The 13,559-nt window shown below is 54.1% G+C and carries 9 protein-coding genes; 6 read left to right on the forward strand and 3 right to left on the reverse strand.

Annotation, left to right across the window (positions count from 1 at the left end; all coding sequences use genetic code 11):
• The first annotated feature begins 21 nt into the window (after positions 1-21).
• From TH61_RS07320 to TH61_RS07330, 3 genes are all read left to right on the forward strand, one after another.
• Positions 22-879, forward strand: coding sequence for a hypothetical protein (locus TH61_RS07320; protein ID WP_066507870.1), 858 nt, complete (start codon positions 22-24; stop codon positions 877-879).
• A 138-nt stretch (positions 880-1,017) separates the two neighbouring features.
• Positions 1,018-2,130, forward strand: coding sequence for a DUF3616 domain-containing protein (locus tag TH61_RS07325; RefSeq protein WP_066507872.1), 1,113 nt, complete (start codon positions 1,018-1,020; stop codon positions 2,128-2,130).
• Between the two features lie 103 nt (positions 2,131-2,233).
• Entirely contained in the window at positions 2,234-3,121 is an 888-nt protein-coding gene (locus tag TH61_RS07330; RefSeq protein WP_082780327.1) for a carboxypeptidase-like regulatory domain-containing protein, read from the forward strand.
• Positions 3,122-3,319: 198 nt separating this feature from the next.
• Here the strand turns inward: TH61_RS07330 and TH61_RS07335 are convergent, their stop codons facing one another.
• On the reverse strand, positions 3,320-6,391 hold the full coding sequence (locus tag TH61_RS07335; protein WP_066507875.1) for a glycoside hydrolase family 3 N-terminal domain-containing protein: 3,072 nt from the start codon (positions 6,389-6,391) through the stop codon (positions 3,320-3,322).
• Between the two features lie 88 nt (positions 6,392-6,479).
• A complete protein-coding gene (locus tag TH61_RS07340; RefSeq protein WP_066507877.1) occupies positions 6,480-7,541 on the reverse strand; it encodes an LD-carboxypeptidase in 1,062 nt (353 codons plus the stop codon).
• Positions 7,542-7,727: 186 nt separating this feature from the next.
• Here TH61_RS07340 and TH61_RS07345 point away from each other — a divergent pair, with 186 nt between their 5' ends.
• A complete protein-coding gene (locus TH61_RS07345; protein ID WP_082780328.1) occupies positions 7,728-9,119 on the forward strand; it encodes a D-alanyl-D-alanine carboxypeptidase/D-alanyl-D-alanine-endopeptidase in 1,392 nt (463 codons plus the stop codon).
• A gap of 96 nt (positions 9,120-9,215) precedes the next feature.
• On the opposite strand, the gene TH61_RS07350 is transcribed toward TH61_RS07345, so the two are convergent.
• Entirely contained in the window at positions 9,216-10,415 is a 1,200-nt protein-coding gene (locus tag TH61_RS07350) for a C40 family peptidase (protein WP_066512619.1), read from the reverse strand.
• Positions 10,416-10,597: 182 nt separating this feature from the next.
• Here TH61_RS07350 and TH61_RS07355 point away from each other — a divergent pair, with 182 nt between their 5' ends.
• Together TH61_RS07355 and TH61_RS07360 are read left to right on the forward strand one after the other, a co-directional pair.
• Entirely contained in the window at positions 10,598-11,077 is a 480-nt protein-coding gene (locus tag TH61_RS07355; protein WP_066507879.1) for a GNAT family N-acetyltransferase, read from the forward strand.
• 71 nt (positions 11,078-11,148) lie between these two features.
• Positions 11,149-13,557, forward strand: coding sequence for a TonB-dependent receptor domain-containing protein (locus TH61_RS07360; protein ID WP_066507884.1), 2,409 nt, complete (start codon positions 11,149-11,151; stop codon positions 13,555-13,557).
• The last annotated feature ends 2 nt before the right edge of the window (positions 13,558-13,559 follow it).

Consider the following 13,559-nt stretch of genomic DNA (forward strand, 5'->3'; position numbering starts at 1 on the left):
TTATACGAAAACTATTGTACTATGAAAAAGAAACACTTGTCTTTTGTAGCCATCGCGGCTATGCTTATGGCCTCTGCCTGCAGCGAGAAAAAAACCACCACTGAAACCACCACCACCGAAGAGCACACCGTTGCGCATGACACCGCGTCTGCAGTGCAGCATAACGGCACCATGGGCACGCCCATGGAGAAAGGCGGTTTGAAGGTATACTCCTACAGCAACTCGGTTGACTTCCCGGACGCCGATCTGGAGCTGAAACAGCCCGAGAAAAACGCCAAGGTAACCGGCGATTCTACCCAGTTCACCTATGAGGTGAAGAACTTCCAGCTCACGCAGCAGACCTCAGACGCAGGCACGCATGAGCACGCCAACTCTAAAGAAGGCCAGCACATCCATAACATTGTGGACAACGAGCCTTACACGGCGCACTACAAGCCAAGCTTCAAGAAGGCCATCAAGCCGGGCCAGCACGTGGTGCTTTCGTTCCTGTCGCGCTCGTACCATGAGAGCATCAAGCACCAGGACGCCTATGACCTGCGCGTGATCAACGTGGGCAACGCCGCAGCCAACGCCACCAAGTTTGACGAGAGCGCCCAGCACCTGTTCTACAGCCGCCCTAAAGGCGAGTACAAAGGCGCCGACACCAAGAAAGTGATGCTGGATTTCTATCTGGTGAACACCACTCTCAACAAAGACGGAAACAAGGTGCGCGCCACCATCAACGGCAACGAGTTTATCCTGGACCAGTGGTTGCCGTACCTGGTAGAAGGCTTGCCCATGGGCGAGAACACCTTCAAGCTGGAGTTGATCAACAGCCAGGGTCAGGTGATTCCTGGTCCATTCAATACCGTAGAGCGCAAAATCACGTTGATGCAATAAGCTCCGCGCCCATACAAACAAAAAGGCAGTCTGAGAACGGACTGCCTTTTTGTTTTTGGCCTGTTTTCTGGACAAGAAGCCAAAACCAAATAGCTACAACGTATACTACCGCCGTTCACATTAGTACCTAATAAACCTATGAAAAACCAATCCTTTCCCCTTGAGCTTCAGTTTGACCCCAAGCAGAGCGTCAACGCAGATGGCAAGCACGTGCGCGACGGCCTCTCAACCGTGCTGCGCACCGGCGACTACCTCTGGGTGAGCTGTGACGAGCGCACGTCTCTGGAGCGCCTGAAGAAGACCGGCGAGAACACCTTCGGGGAGCATACCCACTTTGACTTGTCTGAGTACCTGGACCTGCCCGACGGCAAGAACTCTGAGGTGGACATTGAAGGCTTGGGCGAGTCTGGTGGCTACCTCTGGATTGTAGGCTCGCATAGTTTAAAGCGCAAGAAGCCGCGCAAGGACGAGTCCTTTAAAAAGCAGATCAAGCGTTTGGCCAAAGTCGCGGCAGACCCCAACCGGTACATCATTGCCAGAATCCCCCTGACCAAAGACAAGGACGGGGTTTTCAGCCTGTGCCGGGAGTGCCCAGACCCTAACACACCCGGCGAGGTGCTGCGCGCGGCGCAGCTCAAAGGCGACAAGGACAGCAACCAGCTCATGGACGCCATCCAGGATGACCCGCATATCAAAGACTTCCTGAAGATACCGGGCAAGGACAACGGCTTTGACATTGAAGGCTTGGCCATGCATGAGAACCGCGTGTTTGTGGGCTTGCGGGGGCCGGTGGTACGGGGCTGGGCCATGGTCCTGGAACTGAAACTAGAGGAAACCAAGCACGAGGGCGTGTTGCAGCTGGCTACGTTCAAGGAGACGGGAAAACCCTACAAGAAGCATTTCATTCATGCCAGCGGCAAGGGCGTGCGCGAACTCAGGATCCAGAACAACGACCTCTACATCCTGGCCGGTCCTACCATGGATTTGGACGGCGTCATTGCCGTGTACCGCTGGCCAGACGCCATGCTGCATACCAAAGGCGAAGAGCAGATCGTTCACCTCAAGGAGCTGGAGCATCTCTTTGACGTTCCCCACGGAAGCGGCGAAACCACCGGCAAAGACAAAGCCGAGGGCCTGGCCATTTTTGACGAGAACCACCTGCTCGTGGTCTTCGACAGCCCTACAGATGCGCGCAAAGTAGGCGAAGACAATGTGGTGGCCGACGTCTTCTCAGTAGCCAAAGTAAAATAACCGGCTTCACCTTATCCAGGTCCGTCGTTTTTGGGCTGTTTCCTGGAAATCAGGCCAAAAACGACGGATCTGCTTTTACCTTACATCCTAAACTAAATCACGTATGCGGCCACTTGGGTTTCTGGTCTTCGTCCTGTGTCTTTTGTCTGGAACTGTCTTCGGGCAGGTGAAGGGAGTGGTGATAGACCAAGCCACCGGGAAGCCGGTGCCCTACGCCAACATCTGGGTAGAGAACGAAAACCTGGGCACCACCTCAGACGAGTCTGGCAAGTTCTCCTTTAGCAACGCCACCGCCGGCAAAACCCTGATGGTTTCCTGTCTGGGCTATGACCGAACCAAAGTTGCCGCGCAATCAGGAGCCATGACGGTACAACTGGTGCCCGTGCAGACCACGCTCAAGGAAGTGGTGGTCAAGAAGAACACGCCCAGAGACAAGAAGGTGGTGAATCAGTTGAGTGACCGCACCGAGTTTGCTTTTAGTAGCAACGGCACGCCCTGGATTGTGGCGCAGTATATTCCGTACCAGCCTGCGTTTGCCGCCACTCCTTTTCTGGATGAGGTGGCCCTGGTCACGCTCAGCAACATCAAGAAAGCCAAGTTCAAGGTGCATCTCTACCAAATGGGCGCAGACGGCGCGCCCGGCGCAGATTTATTGCCGGTGCCCTTGGTGGTAGAAGCCGGGAAAGGCGTGCAGAAAGTGACGGTAGACGTGAGCCTCTATGATGTGCAGATTCCCAAGACGGGCATGTTCATCGCCTTTGAGTGGCTCATTCTCAAGGAGAACATCTATGAACGGGTAGACGCAGAAACGGGCCAAAAGCTAAAAGGCAACGTGGCCTATGAACCCAGCCTCAGGACCTACGGCCCGTCGCCCAGCCAGAAACGCAACGGCTGGATTTACGACCAGGGCAAATGGCGATCCACCGACGAGAAAGACGGCGACGGCATCACCCAAGCTTCCCCTCATTTCCAGCTGACGTTGAGTAACTAACCGATGGGATAATATAACCGTTGCATTGCTCCTCCTTATTTTGTCATCCTGAAAGGACTCGGTAAGTGAACTAAAAAAGTCGTTTTTAGCCTGATTTCCGGAAAACAAGCCAAAAAAGATATCCATGAAAAAGGCCACGCTGACTAATTCAGCGTGGCCTTTTTGAATGTCTATAATCTAACGTCTACTATCTAGCGTCTACTTGCCCGGCGTGTCTTTCTTCTTCGCTTTTTCCATGGCGTCATAGACCACCTGCATGATGTTGGTGCGGGTGTTGAGTTGGCTCAGTTTGCTGTTCTCACGGGTAGGGTACACGCGGTTAGAGGTGAACACATACACTAGTCTGTTCACTGGGTCTACCCAGGTGTAAATGCCCGTAAAGCCCGTGTGCCCGAAGCTTTCAATAGGCGCGCTTGGCGCGGCGTTCCCGTTAGGGGTGCCAGGCTTGGAAGGACGGTCGAAGCCCAGGGCGCGGTAATTGTCCGGGCAGAACTGACATTTGCTGAAGGTGCTCACCACGTGGTTCGCAATCAAACGCTTGCCGGCATAAATACCGTCGTTCAAATACAGTTGCATCACCTTGGCTACGTCGTTGGCATTCCCGAACAAGCCGGCGTGTCCACTGACACCACCTAGCATAGCGGCGCCCTCGTCATGGACGGTGCCATGCAACAACTGCTTCCTGAACAGGGAGTCATACTCCGTGGGCACAATGCGCGACAACGGGTACAATTTGTAAGGATTGAACGTCAATGTATTGGCGCCCAGCGGACGGTAAATGCTGTCTTTCAAATAGGTCTCAAAGTCCTGGCCGGTAATCTTCTGGACTACCAGCGGCGCCAGAATGAAGGACAGGTCACTGTACACGTAACCCAGCTTCTCGTTGAGCGGCGAGTCTTTTATCTCCTCGTAAATCTTCTCCTCAGCGTAATCTTTTCTAATGAACAGGTTCTGGGCCACGCGGTACGGGTACTTCTCTGATGAGTCTGGTTTAAAGACATGGCTCTTCAGTTCACCGTTGTGCTTGACGGCATCCTTCCAGAACGGAATCCAGGATTTGAGGCGGGCTTGGTGCGTCAAGACATCCCTAAAGCGCAGGTTGTCTTTGTTAGACTCCTTCATGAGCGGCAGATACTCGCCCAGGGTCTTGTCCACGTCAAAGCGTCCCTGGCCGTGCAAGCGCATGTAGGCCGCCAGAGAGGTGGTAATCTTAGTCACCGAAGCCAAGTCATACAAGTCTGTATTCTGCACCGGCGTCTTGTTCTCATAGGTATGGTACCCGAAGGATTTGTTATAAATCACCTTTCCGTTTTTTGCGACCAAAACCTGTCCACCGGGTGTGGCTTTCTCTCTTATTGCCTGCGCCATTAAAGAGTCAATGCCGGCCAAATCCTGGCTCTTGAGGCCCACGGCCTCTGGGTAGGTATAAGCCAGTCTAAAGCCAGTTTCAGTCTTAAGGCCGTCACCTACTTTAAAGGCGCTGGAAAGTGTCACCGGCAATTTGCCTTTGGCGCCAATGCCGCCAAAAATCAGCTGCGCGGCTAGGTCTTGGGTGATGTCATTCTCCTGGTAACCGGCCACCACGGCGTCGGCGCGTTCAATATCCTCAAACTTGGCCAAGCTGTACACGTTACCGAATACGCCCACAATGGTGCGCTTGCTTCGGATGAGGTCTTTCAGGAAGAGGTTCATCTCGGCGGTGATGCCAAAATTGCTGCTTCCGGCTTTCAATTGCAGTTTGTGCACACCGGCAATCACCAGGTTATAGTCCTTTAGTTGGTCTTTCAGCTTCAGTAGGTCTGCAATGGAGCTAGTGGAGGGCAGGTAGAAGTTGTCTACTTTGGTATAGCGCGCCAGGCCTTTCTGGAAGTCGGTTTCCTGGGTGGTGCCCACGGCCAGCGTGGCAATCTTCAAGGTGTCCAAGCCCTGCAAAGGCAAGATTTTGTTCTTGTTTCTGAGCAGGGTCAGCGAGGCCTCGGTCAGCTGGTTGTTGAGGTAGTTGGCGTACGGGTTGTTCAGGTCCGCAATGAGGTTCTTGGTCTCAATGGGTTTGATGTTGTCTAAGCCCAACCACTGTTTGGCAGCCAGCACTTTCTTGCAACGCAGGTCAATCTCAGCCTGCGTGATTTCTTTGTTGACGATGGCTTTCTTCACCTCTTCAATGGTGTTTTTTACATCCATGGTATTGAGGAGCATGTCATTGCCGGCCAACAGGGCTTTCACGTCTACCACGCCCGGCGCGTAATACTTGGCAACAGCCTGCATGTTCATGGCATCTGTGAAGACCAGTCCTTTGTAACCCATCTCTTGCTTGAGCAATCCCCACACAATGGGCTTAGAAAGGGTAGAGGCTAGGTCTTTGGTGTTGTCCAGCACGGGGATGTTCATGTGCGCGACCATCAAGCTGCCCAAGCCGTTTTTCATCAGTTCTCTGAACGGGTACAACTCCACTGAATCTAAGCGTTGCTTGGAGAAATGAAGCACCGGCAGGCCATAATGCGAGTCCACGTTGGTGTCGCCGTGGCCGGGGAAGTGCTTGGCGTTGGCCAGCACCTGGTTGTCTTGCATGCCCTTCACGTAGGCCAATGCCTTGCGGGTCACGTTGTGTTTATCCTCGCCAAACGACCGGAAGCCAATCACTGGGTTGTTAGCGTTGTTATTCACGTCAATCACCGGCGCAAAGTTCACGTGAATGCCCAGCCTACGGCACTGACGCGCAATTTCGGCGCCCATGTCATAAATAAGTTTCTCATTCTCAATGCCGCCCAAAGCCATCTGGTACGGGAACTTGATGGTACTGTCCAAACGCATCCCCAAGCCCCACTCGCCGTCAATAGACACCATCAAAGGCACCTTACTTTCCTTCTGGTAGCGGTTGGTCATGTGCGCCTGCCGCACCGGTCCGCCCTGAAAGAAAATCAAGCCACCCACTTTATAAGTGTTGATGAGCCTGGAGATAGAGTCCACGTGTGCCTGGTTCTTGTTAGAGTACACCGGAATCATGATCAATTGCGCAATCCGTTCCTCAGGGCTCAGGGTCTTGAACACCGAGTCCACCCAGCGGTTGTTGCCGCCCAGAAAGGGAGGGTCGGTCTTCGGGTTGAACGCCGGAACGGCTGGTTTTTTGGGAGTGGCAGATTTGGCAGTAGCTGTTTTCTTGGCAGGTGCCTTTTTAGCCGGGGCTTTTTTGCGGGTCTGGGCCTCTAGAGAGCCAGTAGCCAGTAAGAAAAACAGAAACAGAAACAGGGGGCGTAAACTATACTTTTTCAAGACGAAGCAATTGTAGGGTGTGTGAGCGGTGATTAACCTGCAAGATAACCTGTTTTTCTCATAAAAGGATAAAACAGTGGCCTGCAAGTTACACCACAACGCCGTTTAGCAGTTGAATAGTGCCATTGGTGGCGTTAATTTCTGCCTCGGCGCCCACGGGTATGGTAAATTTGTGGGTGATGTGGCCAATCATGGCTCCGCTGTAAACTGGTACTTTTAAAGGTTGCAGGTGCTGTTCCAAAACTTCCTCCAAGGTAAGGGAGCCGTAGCTATTGTTGCCAGGCTCACAGTCGCTGCACTTGCCAAACACCACGCCGCTCACCTGGTGTAGCACGCCCGCCAGCTTTAACTGCGTGAGCATGCGGTCTACCCGGTACACATTCTCATTGGTATCTTCCAGAAACAGGATGGCGTCCTTCCAGTTGGGTAGGTACTCAGAGCCAATAATGGAGGTAAGCACGGTCAGGTTACCGCCCACCAATCTGCCTTTGGTCGTGCCCGGGGTGATGGTGGTGATGCGGTCTTTGGTCAAGGCCAGGTTGTCGCCTAGTTCCTTGGGGTTCTCAAACAGGGCCGGCGCGCCGTCAAACAGCACTTGCTTGAAGGAATCCACGGAGAACTTGTTCCAGGTGGCAGAACCCACTGGGCCGTGGAAGGTCACTAGGCCGGTCTTGGCAGTGATGGCCAGCAGCAGCGAGGTAATGTCTGAATAGCCAATAAAGGCCTTCGGGTTACGCTGAATGGTCTTGTAGTCCAACAGAGGCAACAGGCGTGCGCAGCCCCAACCGCCATGAATGGCCAAGATGCCCTGCACGCTTTTGTCCGCGAACATGGCGTTCACGTCCTCGGCGCGGGCCTGATCGGTGCCGGCCAAGTACCCGAACCGGTCAAAGACATGCTTGCCCAGCTTTACCTTCAGGCCCAAGGCCTCCAGAGACTCTACCGTAATCTGCACCTTTTCCTTGCTGAATGCCGCGCCCGCCGGACAAATCAGGCCCACGGTATCATTGGGTTTCAGGCGCGGGGGCAAAATGGTCTTGGGGCTCTTATCAACCGTCTTAGAATCAGAAGAAGAAAAACCCAGCAGGGGAAAAGAGGCGGCTGCCAGGGAAAGGGAAGCCAACACCTCGCGGCGCGAACGGAACGTCATAAGCTCTACAAAATTTGCGAACCTGAAAATAAGCAGTTTGCCCGTAGCACCCAGTTTTTACCGGGTATTTTCTTGCCATTCGTTTTTGGCCTGGTTTCCAGATTTCAGCCTAAAAACGATTTTTTTACCGCGGTGCTTTACCCATCCAGAATTTTTAAGGTACTTACCTTGGCAAATTCAAGAACCATGTCTTTATACTTCCCCAAAGCATTTAATAAACTGTTGCCGGTGCTAAGCCTCTGGGCGGTGATGGGCTGCTCCACTAGCAAGCCTGCCTCTGCCATAGAGAGCGCTCCCGCCGCAGTGACCCCGGCTGTGCCCACACCGCCTCCCTACGGACCCGCTGAAATCAAACGGCAGGTCTTAGCTTCTGAAGCTTTGAAGAACCGGTTTGTGGGCTTTGCCTTGTATGATCCCGAGCTCAAGCAGATGGTGGTAGAGCACAACGCTGACAAGTACTTTGTGCCTGCCTCCAATACTAAGCTGTTCACGTTCTACGCCAGCCTTAAAATGCTGGGGGATTCTATTCCGGCCTTGAAGTATGTAGTGCGCGGTGATTCGCTTATCTTCTGGGGAACTGGTGACCCTACCTTCACGCACATGGATGTGAAGAACTCCCTGGCCTATGATTTCCTGAAGAACCGCAAAGAGAAACTGTATTACCTGGAGGCACCGTTTGAGAGCGAGCCCTTCGCGCCCAACTGGTCTTGGGACGACTACAACTACTACTACCAACCCGAAAGAAGCGTTTTTCCCATCCATGGGAACGTGGTCAAGTTCGTGAAGAAGGCAGGCGTAGCTTCTTACTCGGTGACGCCCAAGCGCTTCAAGGCCTCCACAAAAACAGACACGGCCCGCAACGTAAATAAAGATGAGTTTGTGAGGGCCTGGCGAAGCAATGATTTCCAGTATTTCCCTCGGCACGCGCCTGCCAGTTTCTCGGTGGAAGTGCCGTTCATTCCCTCGCCAGACATGACCGTGAAACTGTTGGCGGACACCTTGAAGCGGTCGGTGACGCTGTTGAAACAACGGGCCTTGCCGAAGGGCGGGCAGACGTTTTATGGATTGCCAGCTGACACCGTGCTCAAGCGCATGATGCAAGTGAGTGACAACTTGTTTGCAGAGCAGTTGATGGCCCTTTGCTCCGGCACGCTGTCAGATACGCTTTCGGTGGAGCGGGGCATCCAGCATGCCACCAAAACCTATTTGGCTGATTTGCCCGACGCGCCTATCTGGGTGGACGGCTCGGGCTTGTCGGTGAAGAATATGTTTACACCGCGCAGCATCATTGCGCTCTTGAAGAAGTTACAGCAGGAAAGACCCACAGAGCGCTTGCTGACACTTATGGCCACTGGCGGACAGCCCGGCACCTTCAAATCCATTTACCAGGCGGCGGTGCCCTTCGTCTTCGGGAAGTCCGGGACGCTGTCCCATGTGCACAACCAGAGCGGTTACATCAAAACCAAAAGCGGCAAGCTGTTGCTCTTCAGTTTCATGAACAACAACTACAGCGCCACCTCCATAGAAATCAGGAATGAGATGGTGCGCATCATGACCGAAGTGCACGAGAAATACTAGACCGCGTTCCGCTGAAAACTAAAAAGCCGTTTTTGGCCTGATTCCTGGGAATCAGGCCAAAAACGGCTTTTGTGTGTTATGCTCAAGGAGTTCTCTTTACTTCACGGCAGGCGCTTCATACAAAGCCGAGGTGCGCAGGTCTTGGAGCGCGGCCTGGGCCGGAATGCGTTTGGCACGCAGGAAACGGTTCAGTTCATAAGCGTCAAAGTTGGCGGCTTTGGGGTCCATGCTACTAATGCGCACGCGGCCCGCCGAGTGGATGAACTCATGGTTGCCAATCCACATGCCCACGTGCACCACGCGCTCAGCCTTCCCATCCTTGGCCGGCACCCCGAAGAACAGTAAATCGCCGGGGCGCAGGTTCTGGAAGCCGTTTTGGGTGTCCAGCAGTTCCCCCACATGTACCTGCTGTGAGGCGTCACGTGGCAAAACCAGGCCGTTCATGAAATAGACCGTCTTGGTGAAGCCGCTGCAATCCACGCCTTTCAAAGAGGTGCCTCCCCACAGATACGGCAAGCCCATCAACCGCTTGGCAGAGGCTACCAGATTTTCCTCAGAAGGCTGCCGCGAAGCCACCCAATCCTTATACAAGACCGCATCTGCCACCGGCACAAAACCGGTGCGGCCATCGGGGAATTCTACTTCGTAAAAGTCTTTGGTCTTATTTTTCAGAGCTAACACATCGCCGTACACCAAGTCAGAAACCGTGGCGCTCTGCGGCTGCGCCGAGGCCTGGGCAAAGCCAAACAATTGCGTGTAGAGCAGTTTCTCTTTCTGCTGCCAGCTTGCAAAGCCGGCGGCGTCCAAGAGCTTGATGCCGGCCGCGTCTACCCAAGACAGGTATTTGTCTGGGGTCTGCACCAGGTACCAACCGTCTTTGTATTTGTAGACGTTCAGGGGCGTGCCCATGGTGGCCTGCGTGGCCAGTTCGGCGGGGTGTTTGGGTTCACTTCTCAGGTTGGCCACTGACAGCGTAACCACGGCAAAATGCTTTCCCTGGAGACTAGCCTCGGGCAATACCTGAATGCTGTCTTGGAACGGAATACCCGCCGAGGTCAGGCGGGCCAGCAGGGCGGCTTTGGCGGCGGGCGTGTTGGTCTCGCCGCGCAGTACTTGGCCGTTGGGGCTCACTTGAAACAGAACGGTGCGTTTGTCGGGCGCAAACTGCTGGCGCACGGCCTCAATGTGCGGCATCAAGGGCGAAGGCGCAGACGTAGTTTCTGACGGCGGTGTTTTGGCGGTGGCGCAGGCCATCAGAAACACCAGAAGATATAAAAGGGGGCTGTTCTTCATCATACAAACATGGATTCCTAAAGATACAGGTTCTCTCTGCAAAAAGTAGGCTTTGTCTTCAACAGGCAGTTGCCAATCCAAGTTCTGGGAAGGGCTGCCGTTTTTGGCTTATTTTCCGGAAATGAGGGCAAAAACGGCATGTGGGCATTGCTTATCTTTGTAAATAATCTTAAACGAAACACAGCATGACCAGCGCCCCGGCACAAGATACCGTCCACATCATAGACTATACCCCCGCGCACGCCACCCATTTCAAAGACCTGAACCAAGCCTGGATTGAGCGCTACTTTGAGATGGAAGAACTAGACCACAAATCCCTGGGCAATCCAGACAGCTACATCATCCAGAAAGGCGGGCACATTCTCATGGCCGAATACAACGGCGAGATTGTGGGCACCTGCGCGCTCATCAAAATGGAGAACGACACCTTTGAGCTGGCCAAGATGGCCGTCACGGACAAGGCGCAGGGCCTCAAGATTGGCCGCAAGCTAGGCGAAGCCGCCATTATGAAAGCCAGAGAACTGGGCGGTAAAACCTTGATGCTGGTCTCTAACCGCAAACTGGAGACCGCTATTCACCTGTACCATCGGTTGGGTTTCGTGGAAGTGCCCATTGACAGCCAAGACTACAAACGCGCCGACATCAAGATGGAAATGCCGCTCTAATACTTACATTTGAGAGATGGCACGGGCAAGTGTCATGACAGTTTTTAAATCAGTTTTCCTCTTCAAGTTTCATGAAAAAAATAGTTCAGCTGCTGGTGGTGTTCGCGCTACCGGTGGCAGTGCAGGCGCAGACCGCCGTAGTGCAGGATAAAAGTAATCTAACCCCGCTGGTAGGAGTGAGCGTGGTGCCCACCACGGGCGGCGGCACCGTGCAAACCGACAGCAGAGGACGGTTCAGGCTAGACGAGTTCCGGCCATCAGACAGCCTTCGGTTTGAGCGCTCAGATTACCAGCCGCGCACTTTGGCGGTGAGTCAGTTAAAGACCATGCAGTACCGCGTCTTGCTTTCAGAGAGAAGCTATTCTCTCAATGAGGTGGTGGTGTCTGCCAGCAAGTTTGAAGAGAAGCGCGCCGATGTGCCCCAGCAGATTCAGGTGTTGAAATCCCGCGAGCTAGCCTTCCAGAACAACCAGACCACGGCAGACGTGTTGCAGCAAAGCGGCCAGGTGTTGGTGCAGAAAAGCCAGGCCGGCGGCGGCAGCCCCATTCTGCGTGGCTTTGAGGCCAACAAGGTCTTGATGGTGATGGACGGGGTGCGCCTGAACAACGCCATTTACCGCGGCGGCCACCTGCAGAACGTGATTACCGTAGACAATGCCGCCCTGGAGAAAGTAGAAGTGGTGTTCGGGCCGGGCTCGGTGGTGTACGGCTCAGATGCCTTGGGCGGAGTGGTGCATTTCTATACCAAGAACCCGGTCTTATCTGACAGCGTTGGGCAGACCAGGTTCACCGGCAATGCCTATACCCGCTATTCCACCGCCAATCAAGAGAAAACCGCGCACGTAGACGTGGCCTTCGGTGGGCAGCGCTGGGGAAGTTTGACCAGCCTTACCATTTCAGACTTTGACGACCTGCGCCAGGGCGCGAAGCGAAATCCGTTCTACGGGAACTGGGGACTTAGACCATTCTATGCCGAACGCGTCGATGGAAAAGATGTGATGGTGCCCAATGACAACATCAATGTGCAGAAGCAGAGCGGCTACCAGCAGTATGACGTCTTGCAGAAAGTGCTGTTCCAAGCCAGCCCTAGTACGTCACATGTCTTGAACCTTCAATATTCCACCTCATCCAATATTCCCAGGTATGACCGCTTAACCGAGGTGGACGGTAAAGGCATTGTGAAAAGTGCCCAGTGGTACTACGGTCCGCAGGAGCGCCTCATGGCCGCGTACACGGTTGCCACCAAAGGAACAGGCTGGCTGGAGAACCTGCGCACCACGCTGGCCTACCAAAGCATTGCTGAGAGCCGGAACAACCGCAGCTTCGGGAAGACTTTGCTGCAGCACCGCAAAGAGCACGTGGACATCTTTACCCTGAACGTAGACGCCAGCCGTTTGCTGGGCGAGCATGAGTTGCGCTACGGTCTGGAGGGTACCTACAATGACGTGCAATCCCGCGCGTACGGCGAACACATAGACACTGGCGAACGCTCTGCCCTGGACACCCGCTACCCGAGCGGTGGTTCTGACATGCGCTCTGCCGCCGCCTACTTTACCCACACCTGGGAAATCAGCCCGCGCTGGATTCTGTCTGACGGCATTCGTATTAGCCGCGTAGAACTGAACGCCGATTTCACCGATAAGCGGTTCTTCAATTTCCCGTTTGACGAGGTGAGCCAGAAGAACACCGCCCTGAATGGTAACCTGGGACTGGTGTTTCAGCCGGGGCATGACTGGCGACTGGCGGCCGTGGTCTCCTCTGGTTTTAGAGCGCCTAACGTGGATGACTTAGCCAAGGTGTTTGAATCAGTGGCTGGGCAAGTAGTAGTCCCTAACGCTGACTTGAAACCAGAATACACTTACAACACAGAGCTCACCCTTGGCAAGACCATCCAGCAGAACATACATCTGGAGGGAACCGGTTTCTATACCTGGTACCGTGACGCCATCACCACGCAACCCTTCCTGTACAATGGTCAGCCCGAGATTGAGTACAACGGCCAAGTGAGTCGCGTAACCGCCAATGTGAACGCCAACAAAGCCTACATCTACGGGTTCTCAGGAAGCCTCTCAGCCGACGTGACGCAGGCCTTCAGACTGGCTTCCACGCTTACCTACACCTACGGCCGCATCCAAGCCGAGGCTAGCGAGATTCCGCTGGACCACATTGCGCCGGTGTTCGGGAAGACTAGTTTGTATTTGACTCTGCCTAAGTTCAGGTCTGAATTTTTTGTGCAGTACAACGGCTGGAAACGCCTGGAAGACTACAACCCCGTAGGCGAAGACAACTTGCAGTATGCTACTCCGCAGGGCGTTCCGGCATGGTACACCTTGAACCTGCGCACCTCGTACCAGTTTCATCCTAAGCTACAGGTTCAGGCTGCGCTGGAGAATATTCTGGACCAGTTCTACCGCGTCTATGCTTCTGGTGTAAGTTCTCCCGGTAGGAATTTCGTGTTGACGTTGCGGAGTAATTTTTAGAG

The sequence above is a fragment of the Rufibacter sp. DG15C genome (assembly GCF_001577755.1).
Classification (GTDB): domain Bacteria; phylum Bacteroidota; class Bacteroidia; order Cytophagales; family Hymenobacteraceae; genus Nibribacter.